Here is a 21,094-nt window from a genome sequence, read left to right as displayed (position 1 = left end):
GGGACTGCGGGGAAAGCGGCGTGCGCCTTGCGCCGGCGCGCGATGGCGCGGCACGGGACGCGGCTGCACGAACGGGGCAGGTCGAGGCGGTCGGCGAGGCGAGCGGGGGGCGCGGAAGGCGGGCGCCGACGCGGCAGTGCGTCGGCCCGCTGCGGAGCAGGGGCGGCCGGCAGGACGCATGCATGCGAGGGGCGTGCGGCACGCGGCAGGCTCGCCGTGTCGCCACGGGCAGATCGGGACAAGAGTTCCTCCGGGCCGCACCCCACGTGCGGCGATGACCACAGGGCGATGCGGGCGGGAGGAGGGGCGGGTCGGACGGGCGCAACGGCAGCCGGTCACGGACCCGGCATTGCCCTCCGCAGCGCCAGCACCAACATCTCCAGGCCGGTATCCGGGCTCGCAAGCCGGGAGCGCGAAAGCGTTCCCAGGACCAGCGCCTTCCCGGGTGCTGGGCACCCAGTGGCTGTGTGGCTGGTCTGTGGCTTGCCGACCGTTGCGGGGGCAGCACCGGCATTGCGCGCGTCCGTGGACGCGGCGCGCACCGGTTTCCCGTTTAACTCTCCGTCCGTGGAATGCGGCGGATGAGCACCTGAAAGCCCGCGAAGCGTATCACGAGTGCACGCCCCCGGAATCGGGGCCCGCCCGCACCGGCGGGGTTCAGGCAGCGCACTCCACGCTGCGCCGCGCCGACTTCAGCATCGCCTGCGCGATCGCGCCGACGCGCCGCAGCGCGTCCTTCTGCACGTCGCCCCAGGCGCCGCCGAGGCCCAGGCGCACGCAGTTGCGGTAGCGCGGCGTCGCGGTGAACAGCGGCCCGGGCGCGATGCAGATGCGCTCGCGCAGGCAGGCCTGGAACAGCTCGACCGAGCTCACCTCGGGCGGCAGCTCCGCCCACAGGATGAAGCCGCCGGCCGGGTCGGTGACGCGCGTGCCGGCCGGGAAGCTCTCGCCGACGAGGCGCCGCGCCTCCTCGACGCGCGCGTCGATCGTCGTGCGCAGCTGGCGCAGCATCGGCTCGTAACCGGGCGTGGAAAGGACCTCGGCCATCGCGAGCTCGATCAGCTCGGTGTGGCCGCCGGCGAGCGCGGCCTTGAGCCGGCGCACCTGCGCGGTCCAGCGCCCGGCCTCGACCCAGCCGAGCCGGATGCCGGGCGCCACCGTCTTCGAGAACGAGCCGCAGATCATCACGTGGCCCTCGGTGTCGAAGGACTTCACCGCGCGGCGGCCCTCGCGGCCGTGCAGGTCGTTGTAGAGCACGTCCTCGATCAGCGGGATGCCTCGTTGGCTCATCAGGCGGGCCAGCTGGCGGCGCTCGGCCAGCGGCATCGTCGCGCCGATCGGGTTGGACAGCGTCGGCACCGCGAGCACCGCCTTGACCGGCTGCGTGTCGAGCGCGAACTCGAGCGCCGGGATCGACAGCCCGGTGCGCGGATGGGTCGGGATCTCGAGCGCGCGCAGGTGCAGGCTCTCGAGGATCTGCAGGAAGCCGAAGTAGGTGGGCGACTCGAGCGCGACGATGTCGCCGGGCTGGGTCACCGCGCGCAGGCACAGGCTGATCGACTCGAGGCAGCCGTTGGTGATCAGCAGGTTGCGCGGGTCGAGCTGGCAGCCCATGCCGAGCGCGCGCCGCGCCACCGCCTCGCGCAGCGGCTCGATGCCGGGCGCGAAGGGGTAGCGGCCGAGCGAGGCGCGGTGGCGCTGCGCGGCGCGCGTGACGGCACGGTGCAGCCGGTCGAGCTGGAACAGCTCGCCGCTCGGGCAGGCGGCGCCGAAGGAGATGTAGCCCGGGTCGGTGGCGGCGGCGAACACCCGCTCGGCCATCCAGCTCACGTCCACCGAGTTCGAGTCGATCGGCGGCTGCGTCAGGTCCGGCTCGGGCACCGGCGCGCGCGAGGCCCGCGTGGCCGCGACGAAGTAGCCCGACTTCGGCCGCGCCTCGATCAGCCGCGCGTCCTCCAGGTGCCGGTAGGCCTGCAGCACCGTGGAGGTCGAGACTGACTGCTGGCGCGCCATCTCGCGCACCGAGGTGAGGCGGTCGCCGCGCTTGAGCGCGCCCGTCCGCACCAGCGCGCCGATGCGTTCGGCGAGTTGCAGGTACAGGGGCTGGGCGCTGTCCATGAGTGGTTCTCCGTGAACCCCATTCTTGCACTGCGCCGCGGCCTCCGACCGGTACAGATCGGGCCGAGTGCGGCCGCAACAGACCGGGAACGGCGTGTAAGCGCTGTATCTGTGATGCCCGGGGCTCCCCGGGGGGCTTGACGGCAGGCAAGCGGCGGCGCGACACTGCGCACCGCTCCGGGGTGTCCACATGGTGTGGGCTGAGATGGTGAAGCCGAACCCGCGAACTTGAACCGGTTCATACCGGCGGAAGAAGAGCCGTCCGTTCCCTCATTCCCTCCCGCGGGCCGTCCTGGCCCGCCTCAGGGCGCAAGGGGCCGACCTTCGGAGCACCGCATTTCCCCCGAAGGAGCCCCGCCGATGAACGCGCCCGACAAGCTGGCCCAACTGCTCACGCTCACCCGCGAGCCCTTTCCCGCCTCGCGCAAGATCCATGTCGCCGGCTCGCAGCCCGGCGTCAGCGTGCCGATGCGCGAGGTTCTGCTGACCAACGGCGAGCAGATTTCCCTCTACGACACCTCCGGCCCCTACACCGACCCGAGCGCGCAGATCGACGTGCGCCGCGGCCTGCCGGACGTGCGCAGCGCCTGGATCGAGGCGCGCGGCGACACCGAGCGCTACGAGGGCCGCGTCGCCCAGGCCCTCGACGACGGCATCAAGCACGAGGACCGCCAGAACGACCAGGCTCGCGAGCGCATCGCCCAACTCCGCGCCGAGGCCGCCGCGCTGCAGCGCCAGCCGCGCCGCGCCAAGGCCGGCGGCAACGTCACGCAGATGCACTACGCCCGCCGCGGCATCGTCACGCCCGAGATGGAGTTCGTCGCGATCCGCGAGAACGGCAAGCGCGAGTGGATGAAGGAGTACCTGAGCGACGCCGAGCGCGAGCAGCGCCTGCGCGGCAACGCCATGGGCGCGCGCATCCCCGACATCATCACGCCCGAGTTCGTGCGCGACGAGGTGGCGCGCGGCCGGGCGATCATCCCGGCCAACATCAACCACACCGAAGTGGAGCCGATGGCGATCGGCCGCAACTTCCTCGTCAAGATCAACGCCAACATCGGCAACTCGGCCGTCACGTCGAGCATCGAGGAGGAAGTGGAGAAGCTCGTGTGGGCGATCCGCTGGGGCGCCGACAACGTGATGGACCTCTCCACCGGCCGCAACATCCATACCACGCGCGACTGGATCGTGCGCAACTCGCCGGTGCCGATCGGCACCGTCCCGATCTACCAGGCGCTCGAGAAGGTCGGCGGCGTGGCCGAGGACCTCACCTGGGAGATCTACCGCGACACGCTGATCGAGCAGGCCGAGCAGGGCGTCGACTACTTCACCATCCACGCGGGCCTGCGCCTGCCCTTCATCCACCTGACCGCCAAGCGCCGCACCGGCATCGTCTCGCGCGGCGGCTCGATCCTCGCCAAGTGGTGCATCGCGCACCACAAGGAGAACTTCCTCTACACGCACTTCGAGGAAATCTGCGAGATCATGAAGGCCTACGACGTGAGCTTCTCGCTCGGCGACGGCCTGCGCCCCGGCTCGGGCGCCGACGCCAACGACGAGGCGCAGTTCGCCGAGCTGCGCACGCTCGGCGAGCTGACGCAGATCGCGTGGAAGCACGACGTGCAGACCATGATCGAGGGCCCGGGCCACGTGCCGATGCACATGATCCAGGCCAACATGGACGAGCAGATCAAGCACTGCCACGAGGCGCCGTTCTACACGCTCGGGCCGCTGACGATCGACATCGCCCCCGGCTACGACCACATCGCCAGCGCGATCGGCGCGGCGATGATCGGCTGGATGGGCACCGCGATGCTGTGCTACGTGACCCCGAAGGAGCACCTGGGCCTGCCCGACCGCGACGACGTCAAGCAGGGCATCATCGCCTACAAGATCGCGGCGCACGCCGCCAACATCGCCAAGGGCCACCCCGGCTCGCGCGCCCGCGACGAGGCGCTGTCCAAGGCGCGCTTCGAGTTCCGCTGGCAGGACCAGTTCAACCTCGGCCTCGATCCCGAGACTGCGCGCGACTTCCACGACGAGACGCTGCCCAAGGATTCGAGCAAGGTGGCGCACTTCTGCTCGATGTGCGGCCCGAAGTTCTGCTCGATGAAGATCACGCAGGAGGTGCGCGAGTACGCGGCGCAGAAGGAGGCGGGCGAGATCGAGGCCGGCATGGCCGCCAAGAGCGCCGAGTTCCGCGCCGGCGGCGGCGAGATCTACATCCCGATCCAGCCGCAGGCCGTTGACGCCGGCAAGCAGGGCTGAGTCATGGGCGGCCTGCACATCGGCATCGCCGGCGCGGGGCTGCTCGGGCGGCTGCTCGCGTGGCGGCTCGCGTCGGGCGGGCACCGCGTCGAGGTCTTCGACCCGGCGCCGGGGCCGCAGCCCGCGCAGGGCCGCATGACGAGCGGCCTCGGCGCGCACGGCAGCCCGGATTCCGGCGAACCCGGTGAGGCGGCCGCCTTCCACCATGCCGCCGGCTTCACCGCCGCCGGCATGCTGAGCCCGCTCGCGGAGCTCGAATGCGCCGATGCGGACGTCGCCGCGCTCGGCTGGCGCTCGCTGGAGCTGTGGCCGCAGCATGTCGAGGCGCTGACGGCCGCCACCGGCCTGCCTGTCCACTTCGCGCAGCGCGGCAGCCTGCTGCTCGCGCACCCCTCCGATCGCGGCAGCGCGCAGCGGCTGCTGGCGCTGCTCGCGCAGCGCGCCGCGCCGACACCGCCGAGGACGCTCGACGCGACCTGGCTGAAGGACGAGGAACCCGAGCTCGCGCGCGGCCTGCTCGGCTGGCTGCTCGACGGCGAGGGCCAGATCCACACCGTGCAGGCGATGGCCGCGCTCGCTGCCGCCGGCACGCTCGCGGGCGTGCAGTGGCACTGGGGCCATGCGGTCGAGGCGGTGGAATCCGGCCGGCTCGACGACCGGCGCTTCGACCTCGCGATCGACGTGCGCGGCACGGGCGCCAAGCCCGCACTGCCGATGCGGGGCGTGCGCGGCGAGGTGTTCTGGCTGCACGCGCCCGGCCTGCGGCTCGGCCGCCCGGCGCGGCTGCTGCACCCGCGCCACCGTGTCTACCTCGTGCCGCGCCCCGGCGACCTGATCGTCGTCGGTGCGAGTGAAATCGAGAGCGAGGACCGCTCGCCGGTGAGCTTGCGCACGACCGTGGAGCTGCTTGCCGCCGCGCACAGCGTGCTGCCGGCGCTCGCCGAGGCGCGCGTCGTGCACAGCGAGAGCAACCTGCGCCCCGCGCTGCCCGACAACCTGCCGCGCGTCGAGCGCGCGCCGGGCCTGCTGCGCATCAACGGCCTGTTCCGCCACGGCTGGCTGATCGCGCCGGCGCTGGTCGAGCGCGCGCTCGCCGGGCTGCAGGATCTTCATCCGTCCGAGGAGCTCGCTTCATGAGCGCCACCATCGAATCGCTCGTCACCGTCCACGTCAACGGCGAGCCGCGCGCGATGCCGGCCGGCAGCACGCTCGCCGACCTGATCGCCGCGCTCGGCCAGCCGCCCGAGGCGCAGGCCACCGCCGTCAATGGCGAGTTCGTGCCGCGCGGCCAGCGCGGCGCGCGCCTGCTCGCCGAGGGCGACCAGGTGCTGTGTTTCCAACCCATCGTCGGAGGCTGAGATGTCCTCTTTCCAGATCGCGGACGCGGTGCTCTCCAGCCGCTTCTTCCTCGGCACTGCCGGCTATCCCTCGCCGCAGGTGCTGGCCGACGCGATCGCCGCCTCGGGCGCCGAGGTCGTCACCGTCGGCCTGCGCCGCCAGCTCGCCTCGGCCAGCGGCGACAACGGCTTCATCGGCATCATCCGGGCCAGCGGCGCGAGGCTGCTGCCCAACACCGCCGGCTGCCGCAGCGCGCGCGAGGCGGTCACGCTCGCGCACATGGCGCGCGAGCTGCTCGGCACGAACTGGATCAAGCTCGAGGTGGTGGGCGACGAGCAGACGCTGCAGCCCGACCCCTTCGAGCTGCTCGATGCGGCGTCGCAGCTCGTCAAGGACGGCTTCGAGGTCTTCCCCTACTGCACCGACGATCTCGTGAGCTGCCAGCGGCTGCTCGACGCCGGGTGCCGCATCCTGATGCCCTGGGGAGCGCCGATCGGCTCGGGCCAGGGCCTGATCAATCCCTGGGCGCTGCGCACGCTGCGCGCGCGGCTGCCCGGCGTGCCGCTGGTGGTGGACGCCGGCATCGGCGCGCCCTCGCACGCGGCGCAGGCGATGGAGCTCGGCTTCGACGCGGTGCTGCTGAATTCGGCGGTGGCGCAGTCGGCGGACCCGGTGAAGATGGCGCGCGCCTTCGGGCTTGCGATCGAGGCCGGGCGGCTCGGCTTCGAGGCCGGGTTGCTCGCACCGCAGGACATGGCCGTGGCCAGCACGCCGGTGACCGGCCGGCCCTTCGTGCTGTGAGCGCTTCTGAAAACCGGCCGATCGTCTGGAGCGTGGCCGGCTCCGACAGCGGCGGCGGCGCCGGCCTGCAGGCCGACCTGCGCGCCTTCGACGCTTTTCACACCCACGGCTGCACCGCGGTCGCGGCCATCACCGCGCAGAACTCGGTGGCGGTGACGCGGGTGGAGCCGGTCTCGGCGGAGCTGCTCGATGCGCAGCTCGCGGCGCTCGCCGGGGACCTGCCGCCGCGCGCGATCAAGACCGGGCTGCTCGGCAGCGTCGAGAACGTCCGCACGCTCGCACGCCACGTGGACGCGCTGCGCGAGCGCGGCCCCGTGGCGCTGGTGGTCGACCCGGTGCTGCGCTCCACCACCGGTGCGGCCTTCGCCGACGAGGCGCTGGTCGCCGCCTACCGCGAGTGGCTGCTGCCGCGCGCCACGCTGCTCACGCCCAACCAGGCCGAGGCGGCCGCGTTGCTCGGCGGCGCCGTGCTGTCGCCGCGCGATGCGGCCGACGTGCTGCACCGCTCGTGCGGCGCGGCGGTCGCCGTCACCGGCGGTGACGCGGGCGGGACGGAGTCGGCGGACTGGATCGTCACGCGGCACGCCAGCGGCGCCCTGCGCCTGCCGCGCATCGACACGCCGCACCACCACGGCAGCGGCTGCACCTTCGCGGCGCTGGCGGCGGCGGCGCTCGCGCACGGCTTCGTCGCGGCCGAGGCGCTGGTGCTGGCGAAGATGGGCACCGCCGAGGCGCTGCGCCGCGGCGACGCGGCGGGGCAGGGCGCCGGGCCGGTTCGCGCGGCCGCGGGCTTCGCGCAGCGGCTGGAGAACCTGCCCCATCTCGACCTGCCCGGCGGCGCGGCGGCGCCCTGCGGCTTCGCGCCGCTCGCCGACCCGGCGCTCGGGCTCTACGCGGTGGTCGACAGCGCCGACTGGGTGTTCAGATTGCTGGAGCTGGGCGTGCGCACGCTGCAGCTGCGCGTGAAGTCGCCCGACGCGGCGGGGCTGTCGGAGGACATCCGCCGCTGCGTCGAGGCCAGCCGCGCGGCGGGCGCGCAGTTCTTCGTCAACGACCACTGGCGGCTCGCGATCGAGCACGGCGCCTACGGCGTGCACCTCGGCCAGGAAGACCTCGCGACGGCCGACCTCGCCGCGATCCGCGACGCCGGGCTGCGGCTGGGCGTCAGCACGCACAGCTACTGGGAGGTTTGCCGCGCCTGGGCCTTGCGGCCGAGCTACCTCGCCTGCGGCCCGATCCATGCGACCGCCAGCAAGGACATGCCGTGGATTCCGCAGGGCGAGGGCAACCTCGCCTACTGGTCCCGGCTGCTGCCGGTGCCGGTGGTCGGCATCGCCGGCATGAACGAGGCGCGCGTGCGCGAGGCGGCGCGCTGCGGCGCGGCCAGCGCGGCGGTGATCACCGCGATCACGCAGGCGCCAGACCCGGCCGCGGCGGTGCATTCGCTTTCCGCGGCCTTCGCGGAGGGGCGCGAGCAGGCGCCTCGTCCGGCGCCCGCGTGGGCGCGCCCGACGCTTGCGCCGTCCGCGGGGAGCCGGGCGGCCTGAAGCGGACGGATCGGCGGGGCCGGGCCGGATTCGGCCCGCGCCGACAGAAGCCTCCGCCGCTTCCTAGAATGGCGCCCCACCCGAACCTTCGAGGAGACGACCTTGACCCCGAACCCGCTGCGCCGCTTCGCGCGACTCCTTCTTCCCGCGCTGCTCGGCGGCGCGATGAGCGCCGTCGGCGCCGCACCGGCCGGCGAGGCCTGGCCGCAGAAGAGCGTGACGCTGGTCGTGCCCTTCCCGGCGGGCAGCGCGACCGACCAGCTCGCGCGCGTGCTCGGCGAGCAGTTGCAGAAGGAGCTGAAGCAGCCCTTCGTGATCGACAACAAGGCGGGCGCCAACGGCTCGATCGGCACCGCCGCCGCCGCCAAGGCCGCGCCCGACGGCTACACGCTGCTGGTGGCCACGAGCACCACGCACGCCGCCAACGCCTCCCTGTACCGGCGCCTGCCCTACGATCCGATCAAGGACTTCGCACCGGTCTCGCGCCTGGCGCAGATTCCCTTCGTGATGCTCGTGAACCCGCAGCTGCCGGCGGCGAAGCCGCAGGAGCTGGTCGCGCTCATCCAGAAGAACCCCGGCAAGTACTCCTGGGGCTCGGGCTCGAGCGGCAGCCTGATCCCGGGCCACGCGCTGGTCTCGGCCAACAAGCTCGACATGGTGCACGTGCCCTACAAGGGCGTGCCGCCGGCGATCATGGACACGATCGGCAACACGATCCAGCTGGTCTTCGCCGACACCGCGAACGCGGTGCCGCAGGTGAAGGCCGGCAAGCTCAAGGCGCTGGCAGTGACCTCGTCGCGCGAGCACCCGATGCTGCCGGGCGTGCCGCCGATGTCCACCGTCGTGCCGGGCTTCGAGATGACCGCCTGGTTCGCGCTCTACGCGCCTGCCGGCACGCCGCCCGAGATCATCCAGCGCCTCAACCGCAGCGTGCAGCGCGCGCTGGCCGAACCCGCGGCACGCGAGAAGCTCGCGCCTTCCGGCTTCGAGCTCGGCACCGGCTCGCCGGACGAGCTGGGGCTGTTCGCGGCCAAGGAGACGCTGAAGTGGGCCAAGGCAGTCAAGTCCGCTGGCATCACGCCGGAGTGAGCAGGGCGCCGGCGTCGCGACGCCGGATCTGACTGACGGGGGCGGTGCGGCCCGCGCGATGCGCGGGGCGCCCGCCCCCGGTGCGTTCTCAGGTGCGCCACACGCGCGGCGCGCAGGCCGGCAACTGCCAGGCCGTCTCGCGCCAGCGCGCCCAGACCTGCGTCAGCAACTCCATCACCGGCTCGACGCGCGGCGCGAGTGCGCGCAGCACGACGATGCCGTCGTGAGGCGCCGTGACGCCGGCCGTCGCCGCGAGCGGGTGCGCCTGCGCCAGCTCGCGCGCCGTGTCGAGCAGCGCGTCGCGGCGCTCGCGCGCAAGCGGCCCGCCGGCCGCGAACCACAGCGTCGCCAGCACCCGGTGCCCGGCCCAGCCGAGCGGCGAGTCGAGCAGCGCGCCGTCCGCCCCGTCGATCACGCCGCGCTCGAGCCAGCGCCCGGGGATCTCCAGCTGCTGCACGAAGCGGCCGCGGTCGAAGGCCTCGCCCGAGGCCGGCAGGCCGAGCGCGAGCACGTCCCAGCCGATCATCTCCCCGCCCGGCGCCAGCTCGAAGCGCATGCGGTTCTCGGCCTGCGCGCCGCGGTAGACGATGTTCTCGAGCGGCAGCCATTCGAGCCGCGCGCCGTCGCCGACGCGCGCCGCGAGCTGCTGCAGCGCGTCGCTGCCGGCGCTGCGGTAGAAGCGCGTCGCGCCCGGCGTCGTGACGAGCGCATGGCTGCCGGCGTCGAGCGCCACGTCGATGTCGAGCCGGTCGCCGCCGACGATGCCGCCGGGCGGGTGCACCAGCACCTGGTGGCAGACCTCGGGCGCCTCGGGGTAGAGGCTCGCGAGCACGCGCAGCGGCCCGTCGTGGCGGTGGCGCGCGACGGTGCGCGCCTCGTCGCGGCGGTAGTGGAGATGCAGGTGACCGTGCCAGCCCATCGTTTTTCAGGGGGCGCCCGGCCCCGGATACGGCGAAGCGCGCAGTGTATCGGGCCGCCGGCACGCGGCGCTCCCCCCGCGCGGGATCCCGGCCGCGGACGGAAATCCGTCCGTTCCCCTGCCGGCGGGCGTCGGTTTTCCGTCCCTTGCGGCCCGGCGCTGCCGGGGGGCTTGAGTGGAATCAAGGACTTGCGAGCGGCCCCGGCAAGGCGGATGCCTGGCACGCCCCCTGCAATAGGGGGGAGCCTGCCGCCCGGCGCCCCTCGATGCGCGGTCCGGGCAGCTCCCCCGTCGCATCAGGAGAAGACGCCATGATCAACCGTGTCCGCGAGTGGCTGCTGGCCGGCCTCGGCCTGCTGGCCGCGCCGCTCGCCTGCGCGCAGGACATCGGCACGCTCGATCGCATCGCGCAGACCGGCACGATCAATCTCGGCCACCGCGAGCAGTCGGTGCCCTTCTCCTACTACGACCAGAAGAACCAGGTGGTGGGCTACTCGCACGAGCTGATGCTGCGCGTGCTCGACACGGTCAAGGCCGAGTTGAAGCTGCCGGCGCTCACCATCCGGCTCGTGCCGGTGACGGCGCAGAACCGCATCCCGCTGGTGCAGAACGGCACCGTGGACCTGGAGTGCGGCTCGACCACGCACAACGCCGAGCGCGCCCGCCAGGTGGCCTTCTCGACCTCGATCTTCGTCGTCGGCACGCGGCTGCTGGTGCGCCGCGACTCCGGCATCCGCGACTTCGCCGACCTCGGCGGCAAGACCGTCGTCGTGACCGCCGGCACCACCTCCGAGCGGCTGCTGCGCACCTTCGACGAGCGGCAGGGCGGCCGTCTGCAGATCGTCACGGCACGCGACCACGGCGAGTCCTTCAAGCTGCTCGAGGCCGGCCGCGCGCAGGCCTTCATGATGGACGACGCGCTGCTCTACGGCGAGCGCGCCAAGGCGAGCCGACCCGAGGACTGGGTGGTGGTCGGCACGCCGATGTCCTCCGAGGTCTACGGCTGCATGATGCGCCGCGGCGACACGGCCTTCAAGCAGGTGGTGGACCGCGGCCTCGAGCGCCTGATGCGCTCGGGCGAGGCGCAGAGGATCTACGCGAAGTGGTTCCAGCGGCCGATCCCCCCGAAGGGCCTGAACCTGAACTGGCCGCCCTCCGAGGCGCTGCTCGAGCTCTACCGCAAGCCCAACGACAGGCCGCTCGGATGAAGCGCGCCGCGTGAAGCACCGCGCCGCGCCGCCCGACGGGGACGGCGCGGCGCCGCAAGCTGCCGGGCCGCGCGACGGCGCCGGTCCCCTTCCCTCCGAAGACAACGGAAAGTAGAACCGAGATGATGAAACTCGCCCGAACGCTGGCCGCCGCGATGGCCGGCCTGGCGCTGGCCTGCGCGGTCCACGCGCAATCCCTGCCGAAGGTGGTGATCCTCGCCACCGGCGGCACGATCGCCGGCGCCGGCGCCACCGCCGCCAACAGCGCCACCTACCAGGCCGCCAAGGTGCCGGTGGACAAGCTGATCGCCGGCATCCCCGAGATCGGCAAGCTCGCCGCGGTGCGCGGCGAGCAGGTGTTCCAGATCGCGTCGGAGAGCTTCACCGACGAGCACCTGCTGCAGCTCGGCCGCCGCGTCGCGGCGCTGGCGAAGCAGGACGACGTCGACGGCATCGTCGTCACGCACGGCACCGACACGCTGGAGGAGACCGCCTTCTTCCTGAACCTGGTCGTGCCGACCGACAAGCCGGTGGTGGTGGTCGGCTCGATGCGCCCGGGCACCGCGCTGTCGGCCGACGGCGCGCTCAACCTCTACAACGCGGTGGCCACCGCCGCCGACAAGAGCGCGCGCGGCAAGGGCGTGCTCGCGGTGATGAACGACGAGATCTTCACCGGCCGCGACGTCACGAAGGCCGTCAACATCCGCACCGAGGCCTTCAAGAGCCCCTGGGGCGCGCTCGGCATGGTGGTGGAAGGCCGCACCTACTGGTTCCGCGCGCCGGTCAAGCGCCACACGCTGAACTCGGAGTTCGGCATCGACGCGATCAAGGCGCTGCCGCCGGTGGGCATCGCCTACGGCCACGGCAACGCCGGCGACGCCGCCTACCGCGCGCTCGCCGCGCAGGGCGCCAAGGCGCTGGTCCACGCCGGCACCGGCAACGGCTCGGTGGCGCGCCAGGTGGTGCCGGCGCTGCGCGAGCTGCGCGCGCAGGGCGTGCAGATCGTGCGCTCGGCGCGCGTGGCCGGCGGCGGCTTCGTGCTGCGCAACGCCGAGCAGCCCGACGACGAGTACGACTGGGTCGTGGCTCACGACCTGAACCCGCAGAAGGCCCGCATCCTCGCCGCGCTCGCGCTCGCCCGCGGCGCCGACGCGCGCGAGATGCAGCGCATCTTCCTCGAGTACTGAGCTCTCCCTCTTTCCCTTCCTTTCCCTTTCCGCACAAGGAACACGACATGAACAAGAAGTCGATGTGGCTGATGGCCGCGCTGATGGCGCTCGGCACGACGGCGGCGCAGGCCGACACGCTCAAGAAGATCAAGGACAGCGGCAGCGTGACGATGGGCGTGCGCGAATCGTCCGGCGCGCTGTCCTACACGCTGGGCAACGGCAAGTTCGTGGGCTACCACGTCGAGCTGTGCGAGCGCGTGCTCGCCGACGTGCAGCGCCAGCTCGGCCTCGCCTCGCTGAACGTGAAGTACCAGCCGGTGACCTCGCAGAACCGCATCCCGCTGGTGCAGAACGGCACGGTGGACATCGAGTGCGGCTCGACCACCAACAACGCCACGCGCCAGAAGGACGTGGCCTTCGCGGTCACCACCTTCGTCGAGGAGGTGCGCATCGCGGTGAAGGCCAATTCCGGCATCACGTCGATCGCCCAGCTCAACGGCAAGAAGGTCGCCACCACCACCGGCACGACCTCGGTGCAGCTGCTGCGCCGCCACGAGCGCGCCGGCGGCGTGAACTTCGACGAGATCTTCGGCAAGGACCACGCCGACAGCTTCCTGCTGCTCGAGTCCGGGCGCGCCGACGCCTTCGTGATGGACGGCTCGATCCTCGCGGGCAACATCGCCCGCGCCAAGAACCCGGCCGATTTCAGGATCGTCGGCGAGGTGCTGTCGGTCGAGCCGATCGGCATCATGCTGCGCCGCGACGACCCCGCCTTCAAGAAGGCCGTGGACGACAGCCTCGTCGCGATGATGAAGTCCGGCGAGGTCGCGAAGATCTGGAACAAGTGGTTCGAGCAGCCGATCCCGCCGGCCAACGCCCGCGTCGGCCTGCCGCCGAACGACGCCACCCGCGCCGCCTGGGCGCAGCCGAACGACCGCCCGGCCGAGGCCTACGCGAAGTGATCGTCGCAGGGCCGCCCGCGGGCGGCCCTGCCGGAGCGCGGCGCCACGGGCGCCGCGCGGTTTTTCCGCGCCGCCGGCCTGCCGCCGTGCGGCCGTGATTCTTTAGGAGACGGGACTTGGCGAACTGGGATTGGCAAGTCTTCTGCAAGAGCACGCTCGAGGGCGAGGTGGTCGCCGGCTGCTTCGGCCTGGACGGCGACATCACCTACCTCGACTGGCTGATGTCGGCCTGGGGCTGGACGCTGTCGGTGTCGGCGCTGGCGCTGCTCGTGGCGCTCGCGCTCGGCACGCTCGTGGGCATCGCGCGCACGCTGCCCTCCAAGGGCTGGGTGCTGTTCGGCAACGCCTGGACGGAGCTCTTCCGCAACATTCCGCTGCTGGTGCAGATCTTCCTGTGGTACCACGTGCTGCCGCAGCTCTTCCCCGCGCTGCAGGGCCTCTCCAGCTTCGTGCTGGTGGTGTTCGCCCTGGGCTTCTTCACGTCGGCGCGCGTGTCCGAGCAGGTGAGGGCCGGCATCCAGACGCTGCCGCGCGGCCAGCGCATGGCCGGCCTCGCGATGGGCCTGACGCTGCCGCAGACCTACCGCCACGTGCTGCTGCCGATGGCGCTGCGCATCGTCGTGCCGCCGCTGACGAGCGAGTCGATGAACATCATCAAGAACTCCGCGGTCGCCTTCGCGGTGAGCATCGCGGAGCTGACGATGTTCGCGATGCAGGCGCAGGAGGAGACCTCGCGCGGCGTCGAGATCTACCTCGCGGTGACGGCGCTCTACTTCCTGTCGGCGCTGGTGGTCAACCGCGTGGCCAGCTTCCTGGAGCACCGCCTGCGCGTGCCGGGCATGGCGCTCGGCGGCGCTGTGAAATGAGGCTCGACCCATGAATCTCGACTTCTCCTTCCTCACCGGCCCCGTGCTGGTGGACTACGTCTCGCGCGGCTTCCTGTTCTCGATCCAGCTCACGCTGGTGGCGATGGCGGGCGGCATCGTGCTCGGCACCGTGCTCGCGCTGATGCGCCTCTCAGGCAAGCCCTGGCTCGCGCTGCCGGCCGCCGCCTACGTCAACACGATGCGATCGGTCCCGCTCGTGATGGTGATCCTGTGGTTCTTCCTGCTCGTGCCGCTGCTGCTCGGCCGCTCGATGGGCACGGAGCTCTCGGCCATCATCACCTTCACGCTCTTCGAGGCCGCCTACTACTCGGAGATCATGCGCGCGGGCATCCAGAGCGTGCCGCGCGGCCAGGTGCAGGCCAGCCAGGCCATGGGCATGAGCTACCGCCAGAGCATGCAGCTCGTCGTGCTGCCGCAGGCCTTCCGCAACATGCTGCCACTGCTGCTGACGCAGACCATCATCCTGTTCCAGGACACCTCGCTCGTCTACGCGATCGGCGCCTACGACCTGCTCAAGGGCTTCGAGGTCGCGGGCAAGAACTTCGGCCGCCCGGTCGAGACCTACCTCGTCGCCGCGGTGCTCTACTTCGTCATCTGTTTCAGCCTGTCCCTGCTGGTCAAGCGCCTGCAGGCCAGGATCGCCATCGTCCGCTGAGGACGCACACGCCATGATCGACATCCAGAACGTTTCCAAGTGGTACGGCAGCTTCCAGGTGCTGACCGATTGCACGACCTCGATCGCCAAGGGCGAGGTGGTGGTGGTGTGCGGGCCCTCGGGCTCGGGCAAGTCCACGCTGATCAAGACCGTCAACGCGCTCGAACCCGTCCAGAAGGGCGAGATCGTCGTCGACGGCATCTCGGTGACGAGCCCGAAGACCAACCTGCCGAAGCTGCGCTCGCGCGTCGGCATGGTGTTCCAGCACTTCGAGCTGTTCCCGCACCTGTCGGTGACGGAGAACCTGACGCTCGCGCAGATCAAGGTGCTCGGGCGCAACAAGGACGAGGCGCGCACGCGCGGGCTGAAGATGCTCGAGCGCGTCGGGCTGATGGCGCACAAGGACAAGTTCCCCGGGCAGCTCTCGGGCGGCCAGCAGCAGCGCGTGGCGATCGCGCGCGCGCTGTCGATGGACCCGATCGTGATGCTGTTCGACGAGCCGACCTCGGCGCTGGACCCCGAGATGGTGGGCGAGGTGCTCGACGTGATGGTGCAGCTCGCCAACGAGGGCATGACGATGATGTGCGTCACGCACGAGATGGGCTTCGCGCGCAAGGTCAGCGACCGCATCATCTTCATGGACCACGGCCGCATCATCGAGGACTGCAGCAAGGACGAGTTCTTCGGCCGTCCCGACGCGCGCTCGCCGCGCGCAAAGGACTTCCTGTCGAAGATCCTGCAACATTGAGCACGCCGGCGCTGCCGCTGTCGCCGACGGACGCGGCGCCGCCCGGCGGGGCGGCGGCAGAATCCGGCATGGCCCCGCTCCCGACCCCCGCCGCGTCCCCGTCGCGCCCGCAGCCGCTCGTGCGGCGGCTCGCGCTCGGCCTCGCGGCGCTGGCCGTGGTGGCGGCCTGCGGCTCGCTCGGCTACCTGTTCAGCGAGCGTCAGGCCACCGCGGCGCTGCGCGTCGAGGCCAATTACCGGCTCGACCTGTTCGCCGCCGCGGTCGAGGGCATCGTCAAGCGGCTCGAGCACGTGCCGGCCACGGTGCAGCTCAACCAGGACATCCAGGCGTTGCTGCGCGACCCGCGCCGGCCGCAGCGCGTGCAGGAGGCCAACACCTACCTGCGCCGCCTCAACGCCCACCTCGGCAGCATCTCGGTGTTCGTGCTCAACGAGCGCGGCGTGGTGCTCGCGTCGAGCAACGCCGACCAGGGCGACGACAGCCTCGTCGGCGAGGACCTGTCCTTCCGGCCCTATTTCCTCGACGCGCTCTCCGGGCGGGTCGGGCGCCACTTCGCGATCGGCGTGCGCCACGGCGAGCCCGGCTACTTCGTCTCGCACCCGATCCGCGACGGCGCGCGCGTGATCGGCGTCGCGGCGATCAAGATCGGGCTGCAGCCGGTCGACCAAGCCTGGGCGATGCTCGGCGCGCCGGCGCTGCTCGCCGACCTCAACCAGGTGGTGATCCTGTCGTCGGAGCCGCAGTGGCGCTACACGGCGCTGGCCGAGCTGCCGGTGGAGCGGCGCGTCGACCTGCAGCTCAACCGGCTCTACAACGGGCTGCGCATCCCGCCCTTCCCGCTGCCGGTGCAGCTGCACGTCGACGAGGACAGCCAGGTGATCGAGGGCGTGATGCGCGGCGGCGTGCCGCCGCGCGAGCGGCTGCAGCGCCACGACATGCTGCTGCTCGGCCGCACGCTCGACGGCATGGACTGGCGGCTGCTGACCTTCACTGACCTGCGCGGCGTGCGCAACCAGGCGCTCGCGCACGGCATGCTGTCCGGGCTGGCCGCGGGCTTCCTGCTGCTGCTCGCGCTCTTCCTCGCGCAGCGGCGCAGCATCGTGCGCCAGCGGCTGGAGGCGCAGCGCATGCTGGAGCAGGCCAACGCGGGGCTGGAGCAGAAGGTGGCGCGCCGCACCCGCGCGCTCAGCGAGACCAACGCGCGGCTGCGCCGCGAGGTGGCCGAGCGCGAGCAGGCCGAGCAGACGCTGCGCGCGGCGCAGGACGAGCTGGTGCAGGCCGCCAAGCTCGCGGTGCTCGGGCAGCTCGCCACCGGCATCACGCACGAGCTGACGCAGCCGCTCGGCGCGATCCGCACGCTGTCGGGCAACGCCGAGGAGTTCCTGCGCCGCGGCGAGCTGAAGGCCGTGGCGGGCAACCTCGGCATCGTCGCGCGGCTCGTCGACCAGATGGGCGGCATCATCCAGCCGCTCAAGGCCTTCGCCCGCAAGTCGCAGGCCACCCCGGTGCGCTGCGATGTCGCGCACGCCGCCGCGAGCGCGCTGTTCCTGTTCGAGCAGCGGCTGCGCAAGGAGCGGGTCGAGCTGCGCAACGGCTGCGAGGCCGGCCGCGTCTTCGCCTGGTGCGACCCGAACCGGCTGCAGCAGGTGCTGATCAACCTGATCGGCAACGCGCTCGACGCGATGCGCGACGCGCCGGCCAAGGTGCTGACGCTGCGCGCGGACCTCGAGCCCGCGGCGGACGGCGACGGGGCCGCCGCCGCGCCGCGCGTGCGCATCGACGTGCTCGACAGCGGCAGCGGCTTCTCGGAGCAGACGCTCGCGCGCCTGTTCGAGCCCTTCTTCACCACCAAGGCGGCCGGGGCGGGCCTCGGCCTCGGCCTCGTGATCTCGCGCGACATCGTGCGCGACTTCCGCGGCGAGCTCGAGGCCGCCAACCGTGCCGAGGGCGGCGCGCGCCTGACGGTGCGGCTGCCCGCCGCCCCCGACAATCCCGAAGCATCATGAGTCGCGAACTGACGGTCCTGCTGGTCGAGGACGACCCCCACATGCAACTCGGCTGCGTGCAGGCGCTGCAGCTCGCCGGCATCGCCGTCGAGGCGGTCGCGAGCGCCGAGGCGGCGCAGCGCCTGCTGGAACCCGGCTTCGCCGGCGTGCTCGTCACCGACATGCGCCTGCCCGGCGCCGACGGGCTGACGCTGGTGCGGCGCTGCCGCGAGCTCGACGCCGACCTGCCCGCGATCATGATCACCGGCCACGGCGACGTGAGCCTGGCGGTCGAGGCGATGCGCAGCGGCGCCTACGACTTCATTCCCAAGCCCTTCTCGTCCGAGCAGCTCGTCGAGGTGGTGCGCCGCGCGCTGGAGAAGCGCGCGCTGACGCTGGAGGTCGCGTCGCTGCGCCGCGCGCTGTCGCTGCGCGAGGGCGTCGAGGGCAAGCTCGTCGGCCGCTCGCCGCAGATCGAGCGCGTGCGCCGCCTCGTCGCCGAGGTGGCGGATTCGCCGGTGGACGTGCTGGTGCACGGCGAGACCGGCACCGGCAAGGAGGTGGTGGCCCAGGCGCTGCACGAGCTGTCGCGCCGCCGCACCGCCCCTTTCGTCGCGCTCAACTGCGGCGGCCTGCCCGACAACCTGCTCGACAGCGAGCTGTTCGGCCACGAGGCCGGCGCCTTCACCGGCGCGAGCAAGCGCCGCGTCGGCAAGATCGAGCACGCGCACGGCGGCACGCTCTTCCTCGACGAGCTCGAGAGCATGCCGATGGGCATGCAGGTGAAGCTCTTGCGCGTGCTGCAGGAGCGCGTGGTCGAGCGGCTCGGCTCGAACCGGCCGCAGCCGGTGGACGTGCGCGTGGTCGCGGCGACCAAGGACGACTTGCTCGCGCGCGCGAGGCAGGGGGGCTTCCGCGCCGACCTCTACTACCGGCTCAACGTGGTGACGATCGAGCTGCCGCCGCTGCGCGAGCGACGCGAGGACATCCCGCTGCTGCTCGAGCACTTCATGCTGCTCGCCGCGAGCCGCTACGGCCGCGCGCAGCCGGAGGTGACGGCGCAGCAGATGCACCGCCTGATGGCGCACGACTGGCCGGGCAACGTGCGCGAGCTGCGCAACGTCGCCGACTGCCTGGTGCTCGGCGTGCGCCACGACGTGACGGGCGCGGCGCCCGGGCCGGACGAGCTTGGCGGCGGCGACGAGGGCGTCTCGCTGGTCGACAGCGTCGAGGGCTTCGAGCGCGGCCTGATCCGCGCCGAGCTGCAGCGCCAGGGCGGCAACATCGCGCGCAGCGCCAAGGCGCTGCGCATCCCCAAGACCACGCTCGCCGACAAGATCCGCAAGTACGGGCTGCAGGGCGAATAGCGCTCCCGTTTCCGCACCAGCTTGGCGCTTTCCGCTACGGGGCGTGATACCGGAAACGTGCCGTAGCGTCTGCGGAACGAACAGTTACGTCCCCGCACACATGCCCTCAGTAGCGTTAAGTCCCGGCAGTACAAGCGGGGCATGGACAACAGGCGCTGGGAACTCGACGTGCTGCGCGGGCTGATGCTCGTGCTGATGGCGCTCACCCACCTGCCGACGCATCTCGCCGATGCGGTAGGCCAGCCCTTCGGCCATGTCTCGGCGGCGGAGGGCTTCGTGCTGCTGTCGGCCTGGATGACGGGCCGGGTCTACGTGCGCCGCGCGCAGCGCGACGGCCTGCCGGCGATGCGCCGGGCCTTCCTGCACCGCGCCGCGGTGCTCTATGCCTGCCACGTCGCGCTGCTGCTCGGGTTGTTCGCGGCGGCGCTGCTGATGGAGGGGCGGCGCTTCCACGTCGAGCTCGTGCACCTGGCGGCCTGGTTCCTGGAGGAGCCGGCGATCGCGCTGCCGGCGGGGCTCGCGCTGCTCTACCAGCCGCCGCTGCTCGACATCCTGCCGCTGTACGTGCTGTTCATGCTGGCGAGCGCGCCGCTGCTGTCGTTCGCGCTGCGCGAGGGCTGGGCCGGCGTGCTCACCGCGAGCGCCGGGCTGTGGCTGCTGGCCCAGTTCGGCCTCGGCGCCGCGCTGCACGCGCTGCTGGTGCAGGGCCTCGGGCTGCCGGTCCCGCACCGCGCCAGCGGGCCGTTCTCGCCGCTCGCGTGGCAGGGGCTGTGGGTGCTCGGGCTGTGGCTCGGAGCGCGCGGCGTCGTGCAGCCTGCCCTCGTGCCGCGGTCCTTCCCCCGCCCGGTCGTGCTCGCGGCGCTGCTGGTCGCGACGGTCGGGCTCGCATGGCGCCATGCGCTCGGGCAGGAACCCTTCCCGGGCCAGGCGGGGCTGAACCTGCTGTTCTCGAAGTGGACGCTCGGGCCGCTGCGCCTGCTGAACCTCGCGGCGCTGCTGGTGCTCGCGCTGCACTACGGCCCGCGCGTGTCGGCTGCGGCGCCCTGGCTGCGCCTGCCGGTGCTGGAGACCCTGGGCCGCGCCGCGCTGCCGGTGTTCTGCGCGCATGTGGTGCTGGTGGTGGCGGCGCTGGCGACGGTGGGCAAGGTGTGGCACCACGGCTGGATGGCCGACGCGCTGCTGCTGGCGCTGGGCTTTCCGCTGCTGTGGGCGGTGGCGCGGGCCAGCGAGGCGGGCCGCGGCGGCAGGAAACGGGCGGGCAGGGTGCCTGCGCCGCCGGCAGTCGAGCCGCTCAGAGCAGGTGCGCCGCGATGAGCTGCTGCCAGAGCCGGTAGCCCTGAGCGTTCAGGTGCAGCCGGTCCGCGCCGAAGAGTTCCGCGCGGGGGCGGCCGTCGGCGCCGAGCATCGGCGTGTGCAGGTCGATGTAGGCGAGGTGCGGGCGTGCCGCCACGTGGCGCTCGATCAGCCGGTTCGCCTCGCGCACCTGCGGCAGCAGCGCCTCGCGCAGCGGGCTGGGCTTGATCGACAGGTAGACGATGCGCGTGCCGGGCAGCGCGCGCTGCACGCCGTCGGCGAAGGACGCGAAGCTCTCCAGCACCTGCTGCGGCGTGCGGCCCTCGGCGAGGTCGTTCTCGCCCGCGTAGACGAAGACCTGCTGCGGCCGGTAGCGCGTGACGAGCCGCTCGAGGTGCCGCGCGCAGTCGGCCATCTGCGAGCCGCCGAAGCCGCGCTTGATCACCGGCGGCCCGTCGCCGAAGCTCGCCTCCAGCCCGTCCCACATCCGGATCGACGAGCTGCCGACGAACAGCACGCCGCCGCTCGGCGGCGGCGCGCGCCGGTCGGCCTCGTCGAAGCCCGCGAAGCTCTCGGCCCAGCGCTCCGCCGCCCCTGGGGCGTCCGCCAGCGGCACGGCCTGCGCGTTCAGGAAGAGGGCGGACAGCAGCACGAGAAGGAAGGAGCGCATCGCGGGCGGGCGGCAGTCGGGGTGAGGAGCCGGACGGGTTCTCGGGAAACCGCCCGGCGGAAGCCGCGCA

The 21,094-nt window shown here is 72.4% G+C and carries 18 protein-coding genes and 2 riboswitches; of the genes, 15 read left to right on the top strand and 3 right to left on the bottom strand.

Annotated elements, in window-relative coordinates:
* Window positions 1-365 precede the first annotated feature (365 nt).
* Window positions 366-608, bottom strand: a riboswitch (cobalamin riboswitch).
* 49 nt (window positions 609-657) lie between these two features.
* Complete coding sequence (locus tag D3A59_RS04435) at window positions 658-2,118, bottom strand: aminotransferase-like domain-containing protein (protein WP_119153690.1); 1,461 nt, start codon at window positions 2,116-2,118, stop codon at window positions 658-660.
* Window positions 2,119-2,286: 168 nt separating this feature from the next.
* Window positions 2,287-2,390, top strand: a riboswitch (TPP riboswitch).
* Window positions 2,391-2,478: 88 nt separating this feature from the next.
* Here D3A59_RS04435 and thiC point away from each other — a divergent pair.
* The 6 genes from thiC to D3A59_RS04405 all read left to right on the top strand — a co-directional run bounded on the left by thiC (window position 2,479) and on the right by D3A59_RS04405 (window position 9,161).
* Complete coding sequence (gene thiC, locus D3A59_RS04430) at window positions 2,479-4,386, top strand: phosphomethylpyrimidine synthase ThiC (protein ID WP_119153689.1); 1,908 nt, start codon at window positions 2,479-2,481, stop codon at window positions 4,384-4,386.
* A gap of 3 nt (window positions 4,387-4,389) precedes the next feature.
* Window positions 4,390-5,523: an FAD-dependent oxidoreductase gene (locus D3A59_RS04425; RefSeq protein ID WP_205665117.1), complete on the top strand. Its 1,134-nt coding sequence runs from the start codon at window positions 4,390-4,392 to the stop codon at window positions 5,521-5,523.
* Window positions 5,520-5,744 carry a sulfur carrier protein ThiS gene (gene thiS / locus D3A59_RS04420; protein ID WP_119153688.1) on the top strand — a complete coding sequence of 75 codons (225 nt, stop codon included), beginning with the start codon at window positions 5,520-5,522 and terminating at the stop codon, window positions 5,742-5,744. The genes D3A59_RS04425 and thiS overlap by 4 nt, the downstream gene beginning before the upstream one ends.
* A 1-nt stretch (window position 5,745) precedes the next feature.
* Window positions 5,746-6,525 (top strand): thiazole synthase, encoded by a 780-nt coding sequence (locus D3A59_RS04415; RefSeq protein ID WP_119153687.1) that lies wholly within the window; start codon window positions 5,746-5,748, stop codon window positions 6,523-6,525.
* The gene (thiD, locus tag D3A59_RS04410) at window positions 6,522-8,072 is read left to right on the top strand and encodes a bifunctional hydroxymethylpyrimidine kinase/phosphomethylpyrimidine kinase (RefSeq protein WP_119153686.1); all 1,551 of its coding nucleotides are present in this window, start codon (window positions 6,522-6,524) and stop codon (window positions 8,070-8,072) included. Before D3A59_RS04415 ends, thiD begins: the two co-directional genes overlap by 4 nt.
* Before the next feature lie 102 nt (window positions 8,073-8,174).
* Complete coding sequence (locus D3A59_RS04405) at window positions 8,175-9,161, top strand: Bug family tripartite tricarboxylate transporter substrate binding protein (RefSeq protein ID WP_240635937.1); 987 nt, start codon at window positions 8,175-8,177, stop codon at window positions 9,159-9,161.
* Window positions 9,162-9,249: 88 nt separating this feature from the next.
* On the opposite strand, the gene D3A59_RS04400 is transcribed toward D3A59_RS04405, so the two are convergent.
* Window positions 9,250-10,080, bottom strand: a complete 831-nt coding sequence (locus D3A59_RS04400) for an urease accessory protein UreD (protein WP_119153685.1) — start codon at window positions 10,078-10,080, stop codon at window positions 9,250-9,252.
* Between the two features lie 311 nt (window positions 10,081-10,391).
* Here D3A59_RS04400 and D3A59_RS04395 point away from each other — a divergent pair, with 311 nt between their 5' ends.
* The 9 genes from D3A59_RS04395 to opgC all read left to right on the top strand — a co-directional run bounded on the left by D3A59_RS04395 (window position 10,392) and on the right by opgC (window position 20,375).
* Window positions 10,392-11,288 carry a glutamate/aspartate ABC transporter substrate-binding protein gene (locus tag D3A59_RS04395; protein ID WP_119153684.1) on the top strand — a complete coding sequence of 299 codons (897 nt, stop codon included), beginning with the start codon at window positions 10,392-10,394 and terminating at the stop codon, window positions 11,286-11,288.
* A gap of 125 nt (window positions 11,289-11,413) precedes the next feature.
* On the top strand, window positions 11,414-12,475 hold the full coding sequence (locus D3A59_RS04390; RefSeq protein WP_419187233.1) for an asparaginase: 1,062 nt from the start codon (window positions 11,414-11,416) through the stop codon (window positions 12,473-12,475).
* Window positions 12,476-12,522: 47 nt separating this feature from the next.
* On the top strand, window positions 12,523-13,419 hold the full coding sequence (locus D3A59_RS04385) for an amino acid ABC transporter substrate-binding protein (RefSeq protein WP_119153682.1): 897 nt from the start codon (window positions 12,523-12,525) through the stop codon (window positions 13,417-13,419).
* Between the two features lie 116 nt (window positions 13,420-13,535).
* Window positions 13,536-14,285 carry an amino acid ABC transporter permease gene (locus D3A59_RS04380; RefSeq protein ID WP_119153681.1) on the top strand — a complete coding sequence of 250 codons (750 nt, stop codon included), beginning with the start codon at window positions 13,536-13,538 and terminating at the stop codon, window positions 14,283-14,285.
* Window positions 14,286-14,295: 10 nt separating this feature from the next.
* Complete coding sequence (locus tag D3A59_RS04375) at window positions 14,296-14,961, top strand: amino acid ABC transporter permease (protein ID WP_119153680.1); 666 nt, start codon at window positions 14,296-14,298, stop codon at window positions 14,959-14,961.
* Window positions 14,962-14,974: 13 nt separating this feature from the next.
* The gene (locus tag D3A59_RS04370) at window positions 14,975-15,709 is read left to right on the top strand and encodes an amino acid ABC transporter ATP-binding protein (protein ID WP_119153679.1); all 735 of its coding nucleotides are present in this window, start codon (window positions 14,975-14,977) and stop codon (window positions 15,707-15,709) included.
* Window positions 15,710-15,777: 68 nt separating this feature from the next.
* A complete protein-coding gene (locus tag D3A59_RS04365) occupies window positions 15,778-17,715 on the top strand; it encodes an ATP-binding protein (RefSeq protein ID WP_119153929.1) in 1,938 nt (645 codons plus the stop codon).
* Window positions 17,712-19,061: a sigma-54-dependent transcriptional regulator gene (locus D3A59_RS04360; protein ID WP_119153678.1), complete on the top strand. Its 1,350-nt coding sequence runs from the start codon at window positions 17,712-17,714 to the stop codon at window positions 19,059-19,061. The genes D3A59_RS04365 and D3A59_RS04360 overlap by 4 nt, the downstream gene beginning before the upstream one ends.
* A 141-nt stretch (window positions 19,062-19,202) precedes the next feature.
* Complete coding sequence (gene opgC, locus D3A59_RS04355) at window positions 19,203-20,375, top strand: OpgC domain-containing protein (RefSeq protein ID WP_119153677.1); 1,173 nt, start codon at window positions 19,203-19,205, stop codon at window positions 20,373-20,375.
* Here opgC and D3A59_RS04350 read toward each other — a convergent pair.
* Window positions 20,353-21,024 (bottom strand): SGNH/GDSL hydrolase family protein, encoded by a 672-nt coding sequence (locus tag D3A59_RS04350; RefSeq protein WP_119153676.1) that lies wholly within the window; start codon window positions 21,022-21,024, stop codon window positions 20,353-20,355. The two genes, opgC and D3A59_RS04350, sit on opposite strands and share 23 nt — an antisense overlap.
* Window positions 21,025-21,094: the final 70 nt, after the last annotated feature.

It is taken from the genome of Caldimonas tepidiphila (assembly GCF_003569765.1).
GTDB lineage: Bacteria > Pseudomonadota > Gammaproteobacteria > Burkholderiales > Burkholderiaceae_C > Caldimonas > Caldimonas tepidiphila.
This window is presented reverse-complemented; position numbering and strand designations above follow the sequence as displayed.

What these genes read in the sequence shown, in the direction of transcription:
- D3A59_RS04395 (WP_119153684.1), top strand. Translation starts at nt 10,392, where the DNA reads ATGATCAACCGTGTCCGCGAGTGGCTGCTGGCCGGCCTCGGCCTGCTG.
- D3A59_RS04385 (WP_119153682.1), top strand. Translation starts at nt 12,523, where the DNA reads ATGAACAAGAAGTCGATGTGGCTGATGGCCGCGCTGATGGCGCTCGGC.
- D3A59_RS04350 (WP_119153676.1), bottom strand. Translation starts at nt 21,024, where the DNA reads ATGCGCTCCTTCCTTCTCGTGCTGCTGTCCGCCCTCTTCCTGAACGCG.
- opgC (WP_119153677.1), top strand. Translation starts at nt 19,203, where the DNA reads ATGGACAACAGGCGCTGGGAACTCGACGTGCTGCGCGGGCTGATGCTC.
- D3A59_RS04365 (WP_119153929.1), top strand. Translation starts at nt 15,778, where the DNA reads ATGGCCCCGCTCCCGACCCCCGCCGCGTCCCCGTCGCGCCCGCAGCCG.
- thiS (WP_119153688.1), top strand. Translation starts at nt 5,520, where the DNA reads ATGAGCGCCACCATCGAATCGCTCGTCACCGTCCACGTCAACGGCGAG.
- D3A59_RS04390 (WP_419187233.1), top strand. Translation starts at nt 11,414, where the DNA reads ATGAAACTCGCCCGAACGCTGGCCGCCGCGATGGCCGGCCTGGCGCTG.
- D3A59_RS04360 (WP_119153678.1), top strand. Translation starts at nt 17,712, where the DNA reads ATGAGTCGCGAACTGACGGTCCTGCTGGTCGAGGACGACCCCCACATG.
- D3A59_RS04370 (WP_119153679.1), top strand. Translation starts at nt 14,975, where the DNA reads ATGATCGACATCCAGAACGTTTCCAAGTGGTACGGCAGCTTCCAGGTG.
- D3A59_RS04375 (WP_119153680.1), top strand. Translation starts at nt 14,296, where the DNA reads ATGAATCTCGACTTCTCCTTCCTCACCGGCCCCGTGCTGGTGGACTAC.
- D3A59_RS04435 (WP_119153690.1), bottom strand. Translation starts at nt 2,118, where the DNA reads ATGGACAGCGCCCAGCCCCTGTACCTGCAACTCGCCGAACGCATCGGC.
- D3A59_RS04425 (WP_205665117.1), top strand. Translation starts at nt 4,390, where the DNA reads ATGGGCGGCCTGCACATCGGCATCGCCGGCGCGGGGCTGCTCGGGCGG.
- thiC (WP_119153689.1), top strand. Translation starts at nt 2,479, where the DNA reads ATGAACGCGCCCGACAAGCTGGCCCAACTGCTCACGCTCACCCGCGAG.
- D3A59_RS04400 (WP_119153685.1), bottom strand. Translation starts at nt 10,080, where the DNA reads ATGGGCTGGCACGGTCACCTGCATCTCCACTACCGCCGCGACGAGGCG.
- D3A59_RS04415 (WP_119153687.1), top strand. Translation starts at nt 5,746, where the DNA reads ATGTCCTCTTTCCAGATCGCGGACGCGGTGCTCTCCAGCCGCTTCTTC.